The sequence below is a fragment of the Sphingomonas panacis genome, assembly GCF_001717955.1.
In the GTDB taxonomy this organism is placed as follows: Bacteria; Pseudomonadota; Alphaproteobacteria; order Sphingomonadales; family Sphingomonadaceae; genus Sphingomonas; species Sphingomonas panacis.
The window spans coordinates 4,651,032-4,669,356 of sequence record NZ_CP014168.1; the positions used below are offsets into that span (position 1 = coordinate 4,651,032).

Annotated in this window: 17 protein-coding genes and 1 tRNA gene; 7 read left to right on the forward strand and 11 right to left on the reverse strand. The window is 67.6% G+C overall.

The genetic code is table 11. The annotated features are described in order from the left end of the window. Position 1: 1 nt before the first annotated feature. The 4 genes from J0A91_RS21560 to J0A91_RS21575 all read right to left on the reverse strand — a co-directional run bounded on the left by J0A91_RS21560 (position 2) and on the right by J0A91_RS21575 (position 4,878). On the reverse strand, positions 2–2,047 hold the full coding sequence (locus J0A91_RS21560) for an alpha/beta hydrolase family protein (RefSeq protein WP_069206620.1): 2,046 nt from the start codon (positions 2,045–2,047) through the stop codon (positions 2–4). 169 nt (positions 2,048–2,216) lie between these two features. Further along, positions 2,217–2,702 (reverse strand): DUF2497 domain-containing protein, encoded by a 486-nt coding sequence (locus tag J0A91_RS21565; RefSeq protein WP_069206621.1) that lies wholly within the window; start codon positions 2,700–2,702, stop codon positions 2,217–2,219. Between the two features lie 31 nt (positions 2,703–2,733). Further along, a complete protein-coding gene (locus J0A91_RS21570) occupies positions 2,734–4,242 on the reverse strand; it encodes a TolC family outer membrane protein (protein WP_069206622.1) in 1,509 nt (502 codons plus the stop codon). An 18-nt stretch (positions 4,243–4,260) separates the two neighbouring features. Further along, on the reverse strand, positions 4,261–4,878 hold the full coding sequence (locus tag J0A91_RS21575; RefSeq protein WP_240502117.1) for a protein-L-isoaspartate O-methyltransferase family protein: 618 nt from the start codon (positions 4,876–4,878) through the stop codon (positions 4,261–4,263). A gap of 199 nt (positions 4,879–5,077) precedes the next feature. Between J0A91_RS21575 and J0A91_RS21580 the strand changes: the two genes are divergently transcribed. Beyond that, positions 5,078–5,151 (forward strand) — tRNA-Cys (locus J0A91_RS21580). Between the two features lie 81 nt (positions 5,152–5,232). Next, entirely contained in the window at positions 5,233–6,066 is an 834-nt protein-coding gene (locus J0A91_RS21585) for an MOSC domain-containing protein (protein ID WP_069206624.1), read from the forward strand. Between the two features lie 7 nt (positions 6,067–6,073). Here J0A91_RS21585 and J0A91_RS21590 read toward each other — a convergent pair whose 3' ends face one another. From J0A91_RS21590 to hpnI, 7 genes are read right to left on the reverse strand one after another with little or no spacing between them, the layout of a single operon-like run. Next, positions 6,074–7,471, reverse strand: coding sequence for a hypothetical protein (locus J0A91_RS21590; RefSeq protein ID WP_240502118.1), 1,398 nt, complete (start codon positions 7,469–7,471; stop codon positions 6,074–6,076). Further along, positions 7,417–8,409 carry a lysylphosphatidylglycerol synthase domain-containing protein gene (locus tag J0A91_RS21595; RefSeq protein WP_069206625.1) on the reverse strand — a complete coding sequence of 331 codons (993 nt, stop codon included), beginning with the start codon at positions 8,407–8,409 and terminating at the stop codon, positions 7,417–7,419. Before J0A91_RS21595 ends, J0A91_RS21590 begins: the two co-directional genes overlap by 55 nt. Next, positions 8,406–9,302, reverse strand: a complete 897-nt coding sequence (locus J0A91_RS21600; RefSeq protein WP_069206626.1) for an aminomethyltransferase — start codon at positions 9,300–9,302, stop codon at positions 8,406–8,408. Before J0A91_RS21600 ends, J0A91_RS21595 begins: the two co-directional genes overlap by 4 nt. A 13-nt stretch (positions 9,303–9,315) precedes the next feature. After that, the gene (hpnK, locus tag J0A91_RS21605) at positions 9,316–10,140 is read right to left on the reverse strand and encodes a hopanoid biosynthesis-associated protein HpnK (protein ID WP_069206627.1); all 825 of its coding nucleotides are present in this window, start codon (positions 10,138–10,140) and stop codon (positions 9,316–9,318) included. Between the two features lie 9 nt (positions 10,141–10,149). Continuing rightward, the gene (locus J0A91_RS21610) at positions 10,150–10,347 is read right to left on the reverse strand and encodes a hypothetical protein (protein ID WP_069206628.1); all 198 of its coding nucleotides are present in this window, start codon (positions 10,345–10,347) and stop codon (positions 10,150–10,152) included. A gap of 24 nt (positions 10,348–10,371) precedes the next feature. Further along, positions 10,372–11,817 (reverse strand): hopanoid biosynthesis associated radical SAM protein HpnJ, encoded by a 1,446-nt coding sequence (gene hpnJ, locus J0A91_RS21615; RefSeq protein WP_069206629.1) that lies wholly within the window; start codon positions 11,815–11,817, stop codon positions 10,372–10,374. Continuing rightward, the gene (hpnI, locus tag J0A91_RS21620) at positions 11,814–13,052 is read right to left on the reverse strand and encodes a bacteriohopanetetrol glucosamine biosynthesis glycosyltransferase HpnI (RefSeq protein WP_083224850.1); all 1,239 of its coding nucleotides are present in this window, start codon (positions 13,050–13,052) and stop codon (positions 11,814–11,816) included. Before hpnI ends, hpnJ begins: the two co-directional genes overlap by 4 nt. A gap of 117 nt (positions 13,053–13,169) precedes the next feature. Between hpnI and hpnA the strand changes: the two genes are divergently transcribed. The 5 genes from hpnA to hpnE are packed head-to-tail and all read left to right on the forward strand — an operon-like array spanning position 13,170 to position 18,325. After that, positions 13,170–14,165, forward strand: coding sequence for a hopanoid-associated sugar epimerase (gene hpnA / locus J0A91_RS21625; RefSeq protein WP_069206631.1), 996 nt, complete (start codon positions 13,170–13,172; stop codon positions 14,163–14,165). Then, a complete protein-coding gene (locus tag J0A91_RS21630; RefSeq protein ID WP_150127025.1) occupies positions 14,162–15,406 on the forward strand; it encodes a glycosyltransferase in 1,245 nt (414 codons plus the stop codon). The genes hpnA and J0A91_RS21630 overlap by 4 nt, the downstream gene beginning before the upstream one ends. Further along, the gene (gene hpnC / locus J0A91_RS21635) at positions 15,403–16,239 is read left to right on the forward strand and encodes a squalene synthase HpnC (RefSeq protein WP_069206633.1); all 837 of its coding nucleotides are present in this window, start codon (positions 15,403–15,405) and stop codon (positions 16,237–16,239) included. The genes J0A91_RS21630 and hpnC overlap by 4 nt, the downstream gene beginning before the upstream one ends. Further along, on the forward strand, positions 16,236–17,075 hold the full coding sequence (hpnD, locus tag J0A91_RS21640) for a presqualene diphosphate synthase HpnD (protein ID WP_069206634.1): 840 nt from the start codon (positions 16,236–16,238) through the stop codon (positions 17,073–17,075). The genes hpnC and hpnD overlap by 4 nt, the downstream gene beginning before the upstream one ends. Next, positions 17,072–18,325, forward strand: a complete 1,254-nt coding sequence (gene hpnE / locus J0A91_RS21645) for a hydroxysqualene dehydroxylase HpnE (protein ID WP_276204591.1) — start codon at positions 17,072–17,074, stop codon at positions 18,323–18,325. Before hpnD ends, hpnE begins: the two co-directional genes overlap by 4 nt.

Genomic DNA, 18,325 nt, shown 5'->3' on the forward strand with positions numbered 1-18,325 from the left:
TCTATTGCGCCGCCTTGCCGGTCCACTTCCCCAGCCAGCCGAGCACCTCATGATACCATTGGCGGCTCTCCTTGGGCTTCTGAACCCAATGGCTGCCGCCGGGGAACACGACCAGCCGTGATGGCACGTCGCGTCGCTGGAGCGCGGTGAAGGCGGCGATGCCCTGCGTGTAGGGAATGCGGTAATCGCCTTCGGAGGTGATGACGAGTTGCGGCGTCTTCCACGCGGTGACGTGGTTGACCGGGTTCCACTTCTCGAACGCCTGCGGGTCTTCATAATAGGGGTGCCCGCCGTGCTCCCATTCGTCGAACCACAATTCCTCGGTTTCATAGGCCATCGCGCGCGCGTCGAAGACGCCGTCGTGCTGGACGATGCACTTGAACCGATCGGGCCAATTGCCCTCGATCCAGTTCATCATATAGCCGCCATAGGACGCCCCGAGCGCGCAGGCGTTGTCGCCGTCGAGCCAGCCGAACCTCTCGGTCGCGGCTTTCAGCCCGGCCTTGAGGTCTTCGAGCGGCCAGCCGCCCCAATTGTTTCGGATCGCATCGGTGAACGCCTGCCCGTAACCGGTCGAGCCGTGGAAATCGACCGCGACGAGGCCGTAGCCGGCGCCCGCGAACAGCGCCGGGTTCCAGCGGTACGACCAGCTATTGTTGCTCGACCCTTGCGGGCCGCCATGCACCATATAGGCGAGCGGCACCTTGCCGGTCGCGCCGGCCGGCTTCACCGCATAGCCCCAGACTTTATCGTTGTTCGCGCCGGCGAAGCTGAAGCGGGTGACGCTCGGCATGTCGATACCGGCGAGCTTGTCGGCGTTGACGCTGGTGAGCCGCACCGGCGTCTTGCCGGTGAGCATCCAGAAATCGTCGGGCGCGGTCAGGCTGTTCATCGCATAGACCAGCCCCTTGGCGGTCGGCACGACGGCGGAGACATTGCCCTGCCCGGTCAGCCGCGTCACCTTGCCGCTCGTGGCATCGACCGACCAGATCGGGTTTTCCTGCGTATCCTCGGCGGTGACGATCAGGTTCTTGCCGTCGGGCGCCCAGGCGATCGATTCGATCGAGCGATCCCAGCTTTCGGTGAGCGCCCTCACCTGCCCCGTGGCGAGATCGCGCAGCATCAGCACTTGCCGGTCGGCTTCGTAACCGGCGCGCTTCATCGCCGCATACGCCAGCCATTTGCCGTCGGGCGATACGCTCGGGATCGTGTCGGTCGCGAGATTGGCTTCGGTGAGATTGACCGGCGCGGCCGACCCGTCCGCCGGCGCGGCATAGATGTCGAGATTGGTTGAGAGCGGCTCCTTGGCGTCGCCCTTGCGCAGCGCGAAATAGACGGTCTTGCCGTCCGCGCCCCAGGCGATCTCGCTGCCGTCGCCGAACGGCTTGGACGGCGTATCGCCGACCAGACCGTGTTCGATCGCGATGCCATTGCCCTTCGCGCCCGCTGCGGTGAGCGGCAGCACGAAGAGTTGCGAGCGCAACCCCTCGTACCAGCTCGCCCAATGGCGCACGAACAATTGGTCGAAGGTGCGGCCGTTGCCCGCGCGCGAATCCTTCTTGACCATCGGCAGTTCGAGGCTCGGCGCGCCGATGCGGCGATCGGCGTAGATCAGCAATTTGTCGCCGGTCGGCGCGACAAGGAAGCCGCCCATCCCGCCCTTGAAATCGGTGAGGCGCGTAGGTGTTCCGCCCGCCACCGGCACCGACCAGACGGCATCGTCGCCGCCCTTGTCGGACTGGAAATAGACGGTCTTGCCGTCACGCGAGACTTGCGGCGCGGTTTCGTTGACTTGCGTTTCGGCGACGAGCTTCTCGGGCTTGGCGCCGCGAGCGCTCAGATCGAGCCGCCACAGATCGAAATGGCCAGTATCGGCGTCGAGATCGGTTTCGCGCTGCTGCCACACCAGCCAGTGCCCGTCGCCGGAGACGTCGGGCGCCGACACGCGCGACAGCGCGATCACATCATCGATGGTGAGTTGGCGGGCGGCGACCGGGGTCGCGGTTACGGCGAGCAACGCGGTGCCCGCAGCGAGAAAGGTCTTCATGCGCCAGATAAAGCAGAGCGACCTTCGCTACGCAACCGGGGTCGGAGGGCGATGGTTTTAGATAGCTCCGCTCGTCCTGAGCTTGTCGAAGGGCGTGCAATGCGCGTCAGCGTTTGGGGCACGTGCTTCGACACGCTCAGCACGAACGGATGATGGACCGCAACGCGCTTCAGCGGCCCTGGCTGGTGATGCGGGATATCTCTTTGGCGACCATCTGCTCGACCATCGCGGGAAGATGCGAATCGAGCCACTCGCGCAGCATCGGCCTAAGCATCTCACGCACCATGCCTTCGAGCGTGTCTGAGCCCGACACCTCGGGCTTGACGATCAGCCGCGAGAGCGCATCGAGCGTGGCACTCTCGGCACCGCGCGACAGCAGCGGCTCGCCGGGCGAATCAGGCTTGGCCATCGCGTTGACGGACTGGATGGGGGTCGGCTCGGGCGCGGTCATCTTCGCAGGCTCCTCGGCCTCGTCTTCGGCATCATACTCGACAGGATCGCTCAGTTCGAGCACGTCACGCGGCAGCGGACGACCGCCGGCCGGACGCAGCGGGCGACGATTGCGCACGGCACCGACATCGCCCTCTTCGGCGATGATCCGTTTGATCGAGGAGAGGATGTCCTCCATCGACGGCTCGGAGCTGATATCCCCCATTGCGATCAACCTTTTCGCCCCGGCATCTTGGTTAACGTTTTCTGACCGTGCTGTCTGTGGGATTTGTAGCAGGGCTGTCAACTGGTGTATCGAGAAACGGGTCAAGCGGCTTGGTCACAATCGCGGTTTGCGGCGGGGTGGCGGTGGTGCGGGTCGCGACCGGCTTGGGCGCGGGCGCCGGCGCATAATCCCAGATCGTATGGCTGACGTGTCTGTAGTTGACGACCGGATCGTACAGCGCACCGCCGTCCAGCCCGAGATCGCGCGCTTCGGCCTTGCCCATCGCCGCGAGCAGCGAGAAGCCGGCGACATAGGCGTCGCGCTGGGCGGAAACGAGCGTGATCTGCGAATTGAGCAATTCCTGCTCGGCATTGAGGATGTCGAGAATGGTGCGGCTGCCGACGCTGTTCTCGGCGCGGACACCTTCGAGCGAAAGCTTGTTGGCGTTGACTGCGGTCTCGCTCGACGCGATCACCTGAAGCGAGGACTTCCAGATCGCATAGGCCGATCGCGCCTGCGCGATGACGCTGCGCTCGACCTCGGTGACTTGTTCGATCGCCTGACCGCGCCGCGCTTGCGCCTGCCGGATTTGCGCGGTGGGGCCGCCGCCCTGATAGAGCGGCAGGTTTAGCTGGACGCCGATCGTCGCCGACTTGCCGGTCTGGGTCAGGCCGAACTGCGTGGCCGACCCGAGCGAATCGAAATAGTTGAAATAGTTGCCGCTCACCACCGCGCTGACGCGTGGCAACCGCGCCGCCGCTGCGGTGCCGACATCGAACACCGTGGCATCGCGGCTCTTCTGCGCGGCGAGAAGCGCGGGATTGTCCTTGAGCGCGACATCGACCGCGACTTCCGGGTCGGCGGGCAGATTGGGCAGCGCCGGTGGCTCTTCGAGCGCGCCGGGCGGCGTGCCGACGTAGCGGATGTAGCCCTCCCGGCTGGAGATCAACTGCGCCTGCGCACTCTGCAACTGGCTGCGCGCGAGCGCGAGCCGCGCTTCGGACTGGGCAACATCGGTGCGGGTCAGGTCGCCGACTTGAAAGCGATCGCGGCTGGCCTGAAGATTGACCTCGAGCACATGGACGTTCTGCGCGTTGAGCGACACGATCGCCTCGTCGCGGATCACGTCCATATACGCGCCGACCACCGAACTGAACACGCTCGCTTCGGTATCGCGCAGCGACAGCCGCCCGGCATCTACGCGGGTTTTGGCCGCGTTGATCGAACTGCGGATACCACCGCCCGCGTAGAGCGGCACCGAGAGCTGCGGCTGCAAGCCGATCTGGCGCTTGGGGTTGGAGAGCGTATTGGCGTCGTTGTAGACGTTTTCGCTATATTGCACGGACGCGTTGGCGGCGGGCAGCCCCTGCGCGCGCGCGATCGGCACATTCTCGTCGATCGCGCGGACATTGGCGCGATCGGCGGTGAGCGTAGGATTGGTGTTATACGCCTTGGCGAGCGCCTCGCGGAGTGTTTCGGCACCCGCCGGCGCAGCGGCGAGCAGCAGCCCCGCGCCGGCAACAGATAGAGAATATCGCATTGCCGGCGGAGTATCCCGTCAGAAAGAGAAGGTTTTCGGGCGTGCGAAGCCCGGCAGCGGTACGCATTCGATGTCGGCGAAACCGACCAGCCCGAAGCCGCCAGCCGTGCGCCGGCCGGAGCTGAGCCGGGTCACGCCGCGATCGCTGATGCCGGCGACGGCGCGGCCGCCGGGGCGGACCTGAGCGACGATCGCGTCGGGCACCTGCTCGACCGCGCCGTCGATCACCAGCACGTCGTAGGGCGCGCCGGCGGCGTGACCGGCTTCGAGCGGCCCCGTGACGACGGTGACCGACGGATAGCCGGCGAGCGCGGCGCGCGCATCGGCCGCGAGCGTCGCGTCACTTTCGACAGCGACGACCGAGGCGACGAGCTGCGCGAGCACCGCGGCGGTATAGCCGCCCGCCGCGCCGATCAGCAGCACGCGGTCGGTCGGTTGAAGATAGGCTTCGGTCAGGAGACGACCGGTCGCGATTGGCACGTTCTGGAAACGGCCGTGGCCGAGCGGCACTGCGGTATCGCGGTACGCGATCTCCGCGGCGGCGGCGGGCAGGAACGCCTCGCGCGGCACCCGGTCCATCGCGGTGACGACACGCGGATCGTTGACCGCATTGGGCCGCAATTGGCTCGCGACCATCGCGTGACGCATGGTTTCGTGGGTCGGTTGAGATGCCGTCGAAGTCATAACGCCCCTGTCGCATAACTGTGTTGCTTATGCAATGCACTTGTCGAGATTGCCGCTTGTATCGTGGTGGCGGGGCGCCGCCAAGCCACGCACGGATTTTTCGCATGTCGCGGTTGACTTGCGCGCATTGTCCGCGCATCTGCCCGCCTCCGGCCCGATGGCGGAGTGGTGACGCAGAGGACTGCAAATCCTTGCACCCGGGTTCGATTCCCGGTCGGGCCTCCACTTCCACGCGCTGCCCCAGTCGGCGCGTCCCCTGACAGAAAGCCCTTCGCGCGAGGCGCTTTCCTGTCCTAAGGCTGGGTGGTGACGACGCCCCCGACCGTGACCGCGCTGTACCGTTACCCCGTGAAGAGCCTGCGCGGCCACGCACTCGACGCGGCGGCGATCAGCGCGCGCGGGATCGACGGCGACCGGCGGTGGATGATCGTCGATGCGAACGGCCGCTTCCTCACCCGCCGCGAGACGCCCGCGATGGCGCTGTTCGACGTGCGGATGGAGCGGGACGCGCTGGTGTTCGATCATCCCCTCGTCGGTAGGCACCGGGCGCCCTGCCCCACCGACGCCGCTTTGCGGATCGATGCGCGGATCTGGAACGACAGCGTCAGCGTGCGGATGGCGGATGCGGAGACCAACGCCTATCTGTCGCGCGCGCTGGGGAAGCCGGTGCGGCTGGTGTTCCAGGGCGACGAGGGCCTGCGGCCGGTCAGCCCCAAACATGCCGCGCCGGGCGATCATGTCAGCCTGTCGGACGGCTATCCGCTGCTGATCGTGTCGCGCGCCTCGCTCGACTCGCTGAACGCCGCGTTGGCGGTGCCGGTGGCGGTCGAACGGTTTCGCCCGAACCTCGTCGTCGATGGCGGTGATGCGTGGAGCGAAGATCGCTGGCGGCGGATTCGCATTGGCGGGGTGACGTTTCGCACACCCAAGCTGTGTTCGCGCTGCATCATCGTCACCCAGCAGCCGCTGACCGGGGAGCGGCTGGAGGGGAACGAGCCGCTCACCACGCTGCGCACGCTTGGCCGCATGACGAAGAGCGGCGTGGTGTTCGGGCAGAATGCCATCCCCGAGAACGACGGGGTGATCGTGCCGGGCGACCGAGTCGAGGTGCTGGAGACGGGCGAGTCGGTCCTCGATTAACGCGCGATCACCAGAGCAGGCGCGCGGCGGTCCCGATCAGCGCCACGCCGATGGCGGGCAAGGCCGCGAGCACGAGGCGACGCCGTGGCACGCCCGCATCGACGAGAAACGCGACGGCGAGGCCGGCTGCGAGCATCGTCCAGAGGTGGTAGCGCAGGTCCGAGGCGACACTCAGCACGAGATAGCCGCCGCCGTAGAGCGCTGCCGATAGCGCCAGCGGCATCGCCATGCCCGGCACGCCGCGGCTCGCGAACACCATGCCGAGCGCGAGCGCGATCCAGCAGATCGGCCAGCCGAGCGGCGTGCGGCAGGTCTGCACCGCAAGCCAGTCGAGCGCGCGCTGGAGCGGGTTCTGCGCGATTCGGTAGCCCCAGTCGTTGGGGGCGGATTGCGGTTGGACGGGGCGTTCGAATTCGTGGCCGATCACGAAGCGCATGTTCTGGTTGGCGTGGCGCAGGCGGTGTTCGGCGTAGGCGATCGGGTGCGCGGCGATCGCCTCCAGCCAGAACACATAGGGGCTCTGGTGGTGGGCGGCGAAGGTGTCGCGGATCAGCGCGAAGCCGATCGGGCATGGCTCGGCGACCCACCATGCGTAGCTGTCCCACCGGACCGGATCATAGCAGCGATGGTTGACCGCGACCGGCGACGCGACCGGCAGCGGCGGGAAGGCGTCGACGCTGCCGTGTTCGGTGATGCCGCCGAGATCGAAGATCACCAGCGACAGCGCGACGCCGCTGGGCTTGGCGCCGATCGCGTGGTTGGCGAGCGGCATCGCCACCGCGAGCGCGAGACCGCCGACGAGCGTGCAGACCGCCCATCGCGCGGGGGTCCGCCGCCAGTGCGCCGGCAGCACCGCGACGAGCAGCGGCAGCGCGGCGAGCAAGGCGTTGAAGCGCAACGTGGCGGCGAACAGCAGCAGCGCGATCGCGGCGATGCGCAGGCCCCAGCGGCCTTCGCGCCCGGCCCATGCGGCCAGCCCCGCTGCCGCGAGCAATGCGCCCGCCATCAGACTGTCCTTGAGCACCGACCCGAGCGTCGCCAGCGCGAACGGCAGCAGCGCGACCAGCACGATCAGCCATCGGCGTTGCGCGCGCGCGACGAGCAGGGCGAAGCCGAGCCAGTACAGCCCGGCTTGCAGCAGCAGCATCGGCGCGGGGCCGGGCCGGAGCGCGATCATCTGCCGCCACACCCATTCCATCGCGGGCGGATGCCAGTCGTCGAAGGCGCCGCTGACCGCCTGGCCATATTGGCGAACCGCGTCCCAATACATGATGCCGGGCCAATAGGCGGCAAGCTGGAGCGCCGCCGCCAGCACCAGCACGGCCGCGACGATGCGGGGCGCGCGGGCGGTCAGGCGGGTTCGGCCCGCTTGGCGACGAGCGCGCCGACTTCGCCCGCCTGCCACGCGAGAATCGCGGGCACGCCGATGATGAGATCCCGCGCGCGCTTGAGCAGCGAGAGCGCGAGCGCGGTGGTCGGCGGCAAGCCGAACACCGGGCCGATCAGCGCGTAAGCGGCTTCCTGAATGCCGATCGCGCCGGGCACCGCGAAGGCGACACTGCGCAAGGTGAAGATCAGCGCCTCGATCGTCAGCGCGGCCCACAGCGGCACGTGCGAGCCCATGAACCACAAGGCAACCCACGCCCCCGCCGCGCTGCCGACCCAGGCGAGCAGGTTGAGCGCGAAGGCGGCGAGAATCCGTTTGGGCTGACGATAGACCGCGTCGAGCTGCACGCGCACCGCGCCGACCGCCTCGACCGAGCCGGGGATCATGCGCGCCGCCAGCGCGCCGATCAGCTTGAGCACCGGGCGTTGCCCGACCACGAAAGCGATCATCAGCACCGCCATCACCCCCAACCCACCGATCGCGAGCGGCACCAGCCCGGCATGGACCGGACCGCTGGTCAGCACGACCAGCAGGGCCGCGACCCCGCCGATGGTGAACAGCAATTGCGCCGCCATTTCGGTGGTCATGTCCGCGACCATCGAGGCGTAGATCAGCGAATCGGGCACGCCGCGTACGCCCAGCGTGCGCGCGCCTACGACGAGGCCGCCGAGTTGCGAGAAGGGCAGCACGTCGGTCGCCGCCTCGCGCGTCGTGCGTGCCCAGACGAACAACGGCAGCCGACGCAGCGGCTGGCCGGGCGCGGTGACGAGCCACGCGCCGCCAAGCAGCAACAGCACGCCCACCGAGCAGAGCAGGAACGCGCCCATGCCGAGCCAGCCGATCGCCGCCATCGCCACGAACACCTGCCGCGCGCCAACCGCCCCGACCGTCCAGCCAGCGACCGCAATGCCAATCAGGGTGGCGGCGAGCAGGCCGGCGCGCGCGAAGCGGTTCATGCGGTGGCCGGGATCTTCTTCCGCATCAGCCGGAGCACGAGCCGGATCGCACCGGGCACGAATTTGGGGCGGATGAGCCGCGCGTCATACGGCGCGAGCCGGCGGTCGTTCTCGGCGAGGCAGATCGCCGCCAGATCGGCGAACTCGATCTCGACACCGAGTTCCTTCGATCCGTTGAGCGTGAAATTGTTTTCCTGCGCCTTGGTGTTGTCGCCCATGCCCTTGGCCATGTCGATCCGCTCCCAGAACAGGAAGCACCACACCGCCCAGACCTTGAGTTCGAAATACGGGCGCCGCCACCACGGCATGTTGCGCCGCCACCACGCCACCCAGTTGACGAAGAACAGGATGTGCCGCCCCTCCTCGCGCATCACCGGCTCGAACGTATCGATCAACTCGGGCGGGAAGAAGCCGGTGTCCTTGGCGATCTTGAACAGGCCAAAGCCGAAGAAGCTGTCGATACACTCCGAGAAGCCCGAGCGCATGAATGCCCATTCGGCGTCCTTCGGCTTGATATAGGGCGGCTCGGGTTCGAGCACGATGCCATAATGCTGGACCATGTCGGCGAGCACGATCTTGTGGCGCTTCTCCTCGAAGGCATCCATTTCGAGCGCGGTCTTGAGTTCGGGATCGCGCACGAAATCCGCGAAGGTCTGGACGAACAGCCCGGTACGCCCTTCGGTCTGCACCGCCATGTCCCAGATCGGCAACGACACGATCTTGGCGCGCACATCATCTTCCAGCACCGGCCAGTCGATCAGCGCGGGCGTGTAGGGATCATGCGTGTCGAGCAGCGCGCGACAGAACAGGATCTTGTGCGCCTGGCTGCCGAGCTTGACGCGCTCGCCGAGCGCGGGGCCGGCGGCTTCGATCTTGCCGGGGATATAATTCATTCGCGTGTTCCGTCTACAAATCGGCGAAACGCGCCAGCCGGATGCCACCGCGCACGATGATCTCGCGCGCGACCGGATCGAGCAGCGCCGCCAATTCTTCCTGATATCTATACCCCGGTGCGGCGAGCGCATAGTCGCCGGTGGCGGGGTGGAGATAGATTTCGCTGACCCCGTCGGGCAGATGCCGCAGGATGCCGCGCAGCCGGTCGGGCGTCATCGCGCCGGACCAGGCGAGCCCGAAGACATGATCGGGTGCTTTCATGCCGGCGCGGCGCAGTTTGGTGCGGACGCGGCGCGCGAAGGGACCGGCGATGTCCACGCCCTTAACCGGCTCGACCTTGCGAAGCACCGCGCGCGGCTCGACCGGCGCTCGCCCGGCGCGCATCCCGAACCGCTGGCCGACCGCGATGACGACCGAGGCGATCGCCGGGTGCATGTGCATGTGCTTGTGCGAATCGACATGATCGAGCGGCAGGCCGGTCGCGGCGAACAGGCGGAATTGCGCTTCGATCTCGGCGGTGAGCTGGCGCCGTACGCTTGGGCGCAGCAGGATCGCGAGGCTGGTGCCGAGCGCCTCGATGCGGAACATGCCGCTCGAATCGACGAGATCCGGAATCCGCTCGGGCGGGAGCGCCGGCGGCACCTCGGCGAGCGCGATGTGCAGGCCGACACCGAGCTGCGGCATCGTCCGCGTCCGCGCCACCGCATCGGCACACGCCTCGCCCGTCACCATCAGGCTGGTGGTGGTGAGGATGCCGTCGCGGTGCGCCTGCTCGATCGCCGCGTTGACCGGGATCGACACGCCGAAATCATCGGCGTTGAGAATGACCGTCTTCACGCCCGTCCCTTACGCCGCGCCGATGCCGTAGAAGGCGGGATCGGCGAGCACGATATCAGCGACGCGCGGGGCGTTGGGGATGCCGATGCGGCGTAGCAACAGCACCATCGTCGCGCGGTCGCCGTCGCGCACCGCATGTTCCCAATCCTCGAACAGCCCGCGCGCGGCGAGCCGTTCGTTCACCGTCATGTCCGAAGCCGTGCTCACGATAAGCGCCTTGTTATCAGTGGCTTACGCGGCCTCTTTGCGGCGGCGCAGGAAGTCGAAGAATTCGACACCTTCGCGCAGGCGGCGCTTCATCATGTCCCAATCGCGCAACATCTCCCACACGATCGAGCCGATCTTGGAGGGGCGGAAGTAGAAGCGCTTGTAGAATTCCTCGACCTTGTCGAAGATCACCTTCGCATGGAGATGCGGGTAGGAAAGCTGCGCGATCTGGTTGCCGTCGTCGGTCAAGAGGCTGTTGCTGTTGTCGAACCAGCCGTTCTCGGTCGCCTGCTTGTAGAGGAAGGTGCCCGGATATGGCGCCGCCAGCGACACCTGGATGGTGTGCGGGTTGATCTCCTTGGCGTAGTTGATCGTCTCCTCGATCGTCTCTTCGGTTTCGCCCGGCAGGCCGAGGATGAAGGTGCCGTGGATGACGATGCCGAGTTCGTGGCAGTCCTTGGTGAACTGCTTGGCGACGTCGACGCGCAGGCCCTTCTTGATGTTGTGCAGGATCTGCTGGTTGCCGCTCTCATAGCCGACCAGCAGCAGGCGCAGGCCGTTGGCCTTGAGGATTTCCAAAGTCTTGCGCGGCACATTGGCCTTCGCGTTGCAGCTCCACGTCATCGGGAAACCGGGCTTGCCGAAACCCAGTTCGCCGAGCGCGACAGCGATTTCCTCAACGCGCGAGTGGATGTCGGTCAGCGTGTCGTCGTCGAAGAAGATCTCCTTGGTCTCGGGGATGTTCTCCATGATGTACTTCACTTCCTCGACCACCTTGGCAACCGAGCGGCCACGGTAGTTGTGCCCGCCGATGGTCTGCGGCCACAGGCAGAAAGTGCAGCGGCTCTTGCAGCCACGGCCGGTATAGAAGCTGACATACGGGTGCTTGAGATAGCCGCCGAAATATTTTTCGATCTGGAGATCACGCTTGTAGATCGGCGAAACCATCGGGAGGGAGTCCATGTCCTCGATCATCGCCCGGTCCTTGTTGCGGACGAACGTGCCGTCCGGCGCACGCCAGGTGATGCCATCGACTTCGGCGAGCGGCTTGCCCTCGGCGATTTCGAGGATCGTGAAATCATATTCCTCGCGCGCGACGAAATCGACCGAGGCGGTGGCGGCGAGGCTCTTGTCCGGCTCGACCGCGACCTTGGCACCGACGAGACCGATCAGCGCGGTGGGGTTGCGCGCGCGGATCAGCTCGGCGCATTTCACGTCCTGCGCGAAACTGGGCGTCGAGGTGTGAAGCACGATCAGCTCCATGCCGTCGACCTCGTGCTTGATGTCGTTCCACGACTGGTCGTGCGCGGGCGCGTCGATCAGCTTCGATCCTGGCACCATCGCGGCGGGCTGCGCGAGCCAGGTCGGGTACCAGAACGACTTGACCTCGCGCTTCATCTGATAGCGCGCACCGGCCCCGCCGTCATAACCGTCGAACGAGGGGCCTTGCAGGAAAAGCGAACGCATCATGGTAAAGTCTCCGGGGCCGCAGCGATGTGGCCGTTTGGTCCTATTCTAAGCGTCGCGCCGCGCCAATCAACCGAGCGGACGAAGAAGCTGGCGCAATAGACCGCGAATCCGAAAGTGTCGCGTATCGGCAACACCCAGAGCGGCGCAGCCCGCGCACCCGCGACCCGTTCCACGGAAATTGCGGCGAAAAGGCGGACGGCGAGCGCGAATGACGCAAGTGTCATTCCCGCGCCCGGCCACCATAATGCGGCGAGCAGCGCGATCGGCAGCGGGAAGGTCACGATCAGCCCGAGGTATGGCGCGAGGCCGAGATCGCGCACGGTCACGCCCCAGCGCAGTTCGTGCCGCCACAAGGCGCGGGCGGACCGCTCGTCGAAGGCGTGAGTCACCAGCAGCGGCGGCACGACCACGGAGAGGCCGAGGCCGCGCACCGCCGCGCCGATTGCGTAATCGTCGGCGAGCACGTCGGCGAAGCGTGCGAAGCCGCCGATCCGCTCCAGCGTGTCGCGGCGCATTGCGATGGTCGATCCCATGCACGGTGTCGCGAGGCGGTTGGCGACGCCGAAGATCAGCCCGAGCAGGAATTGCCAGTCGATCCCGGCCGCACCCAGCCGAGACCAGAAGCCGGCGTCGCCGCGACCGTGATAGGCGCAGGTGACGATGCCGACATCGGGCTGGTCGAGCGCCGCCAGCACCTGCGCGATATAGTCGCGGCCGACCGCGATATCGCTGTCGCTGAGCATCACCACCGGATGGCGAATGTGCGGTTTGAGATTGGCGAGGTTGGAGATCTTGCCGCTCGATCCATGACGGGTCGAGTCGATGATGAGGTCGATCGTCGCTTGCGGGTGGCGGCGGCGAAGCGCGTCGATGGCGCGAATCGCGGGGTCGTCGGCGCGCTGCACGCCGCACAGGAGCTGGACCGGGCCGGTGTGCGACTGGGCGAGGAAGCTGGCGAGCGTATCGAGGAAGCGCGGTTCGGCGCCGTGGAGCGGTTTGAGGATGGTGACGCCGGTGGTCGCGGCGCTCACGGGTGCCGGGTGCGCGAAGAAGCGGCGCAAAACCAACGTCGCCGCGAGCATCCATCCGATTCCGATCGCGGCGAGCGCCAGCGCGAGCGAACCGAGGATTGCGGTGATGTACCCCACGTCCGAACGTCCCAATCGTTGCGCGCCGCACACGCCCCCAGCCGTTCGTCCCCAGCGAAGCCGAGGAACACGGTTACGGTTCGCCATGTGCCTCGACGTCGCTCGGCACGAACCGGAGGGGAGCGCTTCCTCCCGCCCCCTACCCGCCTCGCGCGTGAATGTCAGCGCCTTCCTTCCGCCATGACTTTGGGTAAAGGGGCGCGGATGGACAGCAGCGATCTGGTTCTCGTCACGGGTGTGTCGGGGTTCGTCGGCTCGGCGGTCGCGCGGCGGCTGGCGGCGGAGGGGCGCGCCGTGCGCGGCGTCGTGCGGGCGAGCAGCGCGCGCGCCAATCTCGTCGATTTCCCGGGCGAACTGGTCGAGGGGGATGCGCGCGACCCGCAGGCGATGGCGCGGGCGATGGCCGGGGTGCGGCACCTGTTCCACGTCGCCGCCGATTACCGCATCTGGGCGCCCGACCCCGAGGAGATCGTCCGCAACAATCTGGCCAGCACGCGTGCCGTCATGGAAGCGGCGCGCGATGCCGGGGTCGAGCGGATCGTCTATACCAGCAGCGTCGCGACGCTCCTGCCCGACCCCGCTCGCCCGGCCGACGAGACGCGGCCCGCCACGCCCGAACAGGCGGTCGGCGCGTACAAGCGCAGCAAGGTGGTCGCCGAGCGGCTGGTCGAGACGATGGCGGCGGCGGGGCTGCCGGTGGTGATCGTCAATCCTTCCACCCCGATCGGTCCGCGTGACGTGCGCCCCACCCCGACCGGGCGGATCATCGTCGAGGCGGCGTCGGGCAAGATGCCGGCGTTCGTCGATAGCGGGCTGAACCTCGTCCATGTCGATGACGTGGCAGAGGGGCATCTGCTCGCGCTGGCGAAGGGGCGGATCGGCGAACGCTATATTCTGGGCGGGCAGGACGTGTCGCTGGGGGCGATGCTCGGCGAGATCGCGGCGCTGGTCGGGCGCAAGCCGCCGACCGTGGCGCTGCCGCGCGGGCCGCTGTATCCGCTGGCGTGGGCGAATGAGCTGCTCGCGCGGGTGACGGGCAAGGAGCCGTTCCTGACGATCGATTCGCTCAAGATGGCGGGGCACGCGATGTATTATTCGAGTGCGCGCGCGGAAAGCGAGCTTGGCTATCGCGCGCGGCCGCATGTCGAGGCGGTGCGCGACGCGATCGACTGGTTCCGGGGCGCGGGGATGATCCGGTGATCTGGCTGGGCGCGCTGACGGTGGCGATCTGGCTGGGGATCGCGCTGACACGCGACGGCTTCTGGCTGGCGCGCGAGCGGGATTCACAACCGATCCTTGTGCGCAACCGCACTCCCCTCCCTGACAGGAAGGGGTCGGGGGTGGGTTCCTCTCGTGGGAGCGCGGCGCTCGCCCCATACCAACCCACCCCCGGCCCCTCCCTTTCAGGGATGGGTGAAGAAGGACGCTGGCCCACGGTCGTCGCGGTTGTCCCTGCGCGGGACGAGGCCGAGGTGATCGCCGAGTCGATCGGCAGCCTTGTCGCGCAGGACTATCCGGGCGATTTTCGCATCATTCTCGTCGATGACGGCAGTAGCGACGGCACCGCCGCGACCGCGCGCACAGCCGCGCGAGGGTCGGATCGGCTGACGATCCTGCCCGGCGCGCCGCTCGCGCGGGGGTGGACGGGCAAGCTGTGGGCGGTGTCGCAGGGGATCGCGGCGGCGGGGGATGCGGATTACCTGCTGCTCACCGATGCCGATATCGCGCATGCGCCCGATACGCTCGCCAGCCTCGTCGCGCGCGCCGAAGGTGACGACCGCGTGCTGGTGTCGCTGATGGCGCGGCTGCGGTGCGAGAGCCTTGCCGAGCGCGCGCTGATCCCGGCGTTCGTGTGGTTCTTCCAGATGCTCTACCCGTTCGCCACGGTGAACGCGCGCGGGCGTGGCCTCGGTGGCGCCGCCGGGGGCGTGATGCTGGTGCGGCGTACCGCGCTCGAGGCGGCTGGCGGGATCGGCGCGGTGCGGGGTGCACTGATCGACGATTGCGCGTTCGGCGCACTGATGAAGCGCCACGGCGCGATCTGGCTCGGGCTGACCAACCGCGCGCGCAGCATCCGCGTCTACGATACCGCCGAGTCGGTCGCGGCGATGATCTCCCGATCGGCTTACGCACAACTACGCTATTCGCTTTGGCTGCTGGCAGGCACAACCATCGGGCTCGCGCTCACCTATCTCGCGCCGCCATTGCTTGCGGTGTTCGCGCGGGGCTATGCGCAGGCGCTCGGGATCATGGCTTGGATTTTGATGGCGATACTGTTTCAGCCAATGTTGCGATTCTATCGCCGTTCGCCGCTGTGGGGCGTGGCGCTTCCGGGGATCGCGAGCTTCTACGCGGGTTGTACATTGCTGTCGGCATGGCAACATGCGCGCGGGCGCGGCGGCATGTGGAAGGGCCGCGCACAGGCGGATCTGCACGCATGAGCAAAGCAACCGATCTCGCCTCTGGCAAGGGGCATAAGGACGAGAATTTCCCGGTCGCATCGCTGCTCAAGCCGCAGCACCGCGCGCCGATCCTGGCGTTCTACCGCTTCGCGCGCGCGGCCGACGATGTCGCGGACAACGCGGGCGCCAGCGCGGACGAGAAGCTCGCGCTGCTTCACGCGATGCGCACAAGCATCGCCGGCACCAACGATGCCGACGCGGTTTCGGTCGACCTGCGCGGGGTGATGGCGGCGCACCGGCTCGATCCGGTCCATGCGCTCGATTTGCTCACCGCGTTCGAGCGCGACTGCACGATCGACCGCTATCAGACCTGGGACGATCTGATCGATTATTGCCGCTATTCGGCGATGCCGGTCGGGCGCTACGTGCTCGACGTGCATGGCGAGGACCGTGCCCTATGGCCCGCGAACGACGCCCTGTGCGCGGCGTTACAGGTCATCAACCATCTGCAGGATTGCGGGAAGGATTACCGCGCGATCGGCCGGGTCTATATTCCGCTCGCGGCGCTTACGCGGCGCGGCGCTCAGGTGAGCGATCTCGGGCTCGACGCCTCGACCCCGGCTTTGCACGGGACGATCATCGACATCGGCAACCAGACGCTTGGGCTGCTCGCAGACTCGAAACGGTTCGCGCGCGGCATCCGCGACCGGCGGCTTGGCATGGAGGTGGCGATCATTCAACGACTGGCCGAAGACCTTACCCGCCGGGTGAAGAAGCGCGATCCGCTGTGCGACAAGGTTCACCACGGCAAGATCGAGATGGCGCGAATCGCCGGCGGCGCGGTGCTGTCCTATCTGGTGGGCCGGGCATGAACCCCAAGGCGACCCCCGCTTCGCTCCAGGCGCAGGTCTCGGGTAGCAGCTTCTATGCGGGCATGCGCGTGCTGCCCAAAGCCGAGCGCGAGGCGATGTACGCGGTCTATGCGTTCTGCCGCGCGGTCGACGACATCGCCGACGACCAGCAGGGCGACCGGGCGAGCCGCGCCGTCGCGCTCCAACAGTGGCGCGACGATATCGAGGCTTTGTACGCGGGCGGCGATCCCGGCCAAGCGGCGCTGGTGGCGGATGCAGTGCGGCAGTTCGATCTGCAAAAGGACGATTTCGTCGCGGTGATCGACGGCATGGCGATGGATGTCGCCGATGACGTCCGCTGGCCGCCGTTCGAGACGCTCGATCTATATTGCGACCGGGTGGCGTCGGCGGTGGGGCGGCTGTCGGTCAACATTTTCGGGATGGAGCGCGCGACCGGCGTCGCGCTGTCGCACCATCTCGGCCGCGCGCTGCAATTCACCAACATTCTGCGCGATATCGACGAGGATGCCGCGATCGGCCGGGTCTATCTGGCGAGCGAGCATCTCAGCGCCGCGGGGATTCCCCTCACCTCGCCCCCGCAAGTCGCCAACGATCCGCGCATAGACGCCGCCTGCCGGCCGCTGGCAGTCATCGCGCATGACCATTATGCGAAAGCGAACGCGATCCTCGCCACCCGCCCGCATGGCCATCTGATCGCGCCGCGGCTGATGGCGGCGGTGTATGCGCCGATCCTGTCGCGCATGGAGAAGGCCGGCTGGACCGCACCGCGCACCCGCATCCGAACCAACAAGCCCGCGCTGATCCTGACCGCGCTGCGGCTCTGGCTGTTCCGGTGAGCCGGCGCGCGCGCGTGATCGGTGCCGGCATGGCCGGACTGTCGGCGGCGGTGGAACTGGCGCGTGCCGGGTTCGCGGTGTCGATCTCCGAAAGCGCGGCGCAGGCGGGCGGGCGCTGCCGCAGCTATCACGATCCACAGCTTGGCCGGGTGATCGACAATGGCAACCATCTTGTCCTGTCGGGCAACGTTGCGGTCGAGCATTTCCTGGCGACGATCGGCGCGGGCGACCGGCTGGCTGGACCGGACTATGCCGAATTCGCCTTCGCCGACCGCCGCACCGGCGAACGCTGGAACTTCCGGCCCAATGGCGGGCGGGTGCCGTGGTGGATATTCTCCAAGGCGCGGCGTGTGCCGGGCACGCGCGCGCGCGATTATCTGCGGCTGGCCGGGCTGACCTCGGGCAAACCGGGGCAGACCGTCGCGGACCGGATCGACACGCGCGGGCTGCTGTGGGACCGGTTGCTGGAACCGGTGCTGCTCGCGGCGCTCAACACCGCTCCGCAAGGCGGTGACGCGACGCTGACCGCGGCGATCATCAACCAGACGCTCGGGCGTGGCGGGCGGGCGATGAAGCCGCGCATCGCCGAGCCGACGCTCGCCGCCGCGTTCGTCGACCCGGCGACCGAATGGCTCGCCGCGCAGGGCGCGAACCTCACGCTCGGCAAGCGGTTGCGCGCGATCGGCTTCGAAGGCGACCGCGTGACGACGCTCGATTTCGGCAGAGGTGCGGAGGCGATCGCGTCCGATGAGACGATCGTCCTCGCCGTGCCGCCCTGGATCGCCGAGACCCTCGTTCCCGACCTCATCGTCCCGTTCGATTTCCGGGCGATCGTCAACGCGCATTTCGCATTCACGCCGCCGCCGGGCACGCCGCCGATGGTCTGCGTGGTCGGTGGCGCGGCGGAGTGGATCTTCGCGTTTCCCGATCGCCTGTCGGTAACGGTGAGCGGCGCCGACCGGCTGATCGACACCGATCGCGCCGAGCTGGCCGCCGCGTTCTGGGCCGATATCGCCGCGATCCACAACCTGCCGCCCGAACTGCCGCGCTGGCAGATCGTCAAGGAAAAGCGCGCGACCTTCGCCGCGACACCGGCGCAGGAACGCCGCCGCCCGCCATCGCGCACGCGCTGGCGCAACCTGTTCCTTGCCGGCGACTGGACTGAGACCGGGCTGCCCGCGACGATCGAGGGCGCGCTGCGCTCCGGCGCGACCGCCGCGCGCTTGGCGCGGGACGCACGGCTGGTATAG

Bases quoted from the DNA above. Each gene is read 5' to 3' on its own strand.
- J0A91_RS21600 (WP_069206626.1), bottom strand. From the start codon at position 9,302: ATGAATTATATCCCCGGCAAGATCGAAGCCGCCGGCCCCGCGCTCGGC.
- hpnA (WP_069206631.1), top strand. From the start codon at position 13,170: ATGGACAGCAGCGATCTGGTTCTCGTCACGGGTGTGTCGGGGTTCGTC.
- J0A91_RS21560 (WP_069206620.1), bottom strand. From the start codon at position 2,047: ATGAAGACCTTTCTCGCTGCGGGCACCGCGTTGCTCGCCGTAACCGCG.
- J0A91_RS21565 (WP_069206621.1), bottom strand. From the start codon at position 2,702: ATGGGGGATATCAGCTCCGAGCCGTCGATGGAGGACATCCTCTCCTCG.
- hpnD (WP_069206634.1), top strand. From the start codon at position 16,236: ATGAACCCCAAGGCGACCCCCGCTTCGCTCCAGGCGCAGGTCTCGGGT.
- hpnJ (WP_069206629.1), bottom strand. From the start codon at position 11,817: ATGATGCGTTCGCTTTTCCTGCAAGGCCCCTCGTTCGACGGTTATGAC.
- J0A91_RS21575 (WP_240502117.1), bottom strand. From the start codon at position 4,878: ATGGTCGCGAGCCAATTGCGGCCCAATGCGGTCAACGATCCGCGTGTC.
- hpnI (WP_083224850.1), bottom strand. From the start codon at position 13,052: ATGGCGAACCGTAACCGTGTTCCTCGGCTTCGCTGGGGACGAACGGCT.
- hpnC (WP_069206633.1), top strand. From the start codon at position 15,403: ATGAGCAAAGCAACCGATCTCGCCTCTGGCAAGGGGCATAAGGACGAG.
- J0A91_RS21570 (WP_069206622.1), bottom strand. From the start codon at position 4,242: ATGCGATATTCTCTATCTGTTGCCGGCGCGGGGCTGCTGCTCGCCGCT.
- J0A91_RS21595 (WP_069206625.1), bottom strand. From the start codon at position 8,409: ATGAACCGCTTCGCGCGCGCCGGCCTGCTCGCCGCCACCCTGATTGGC.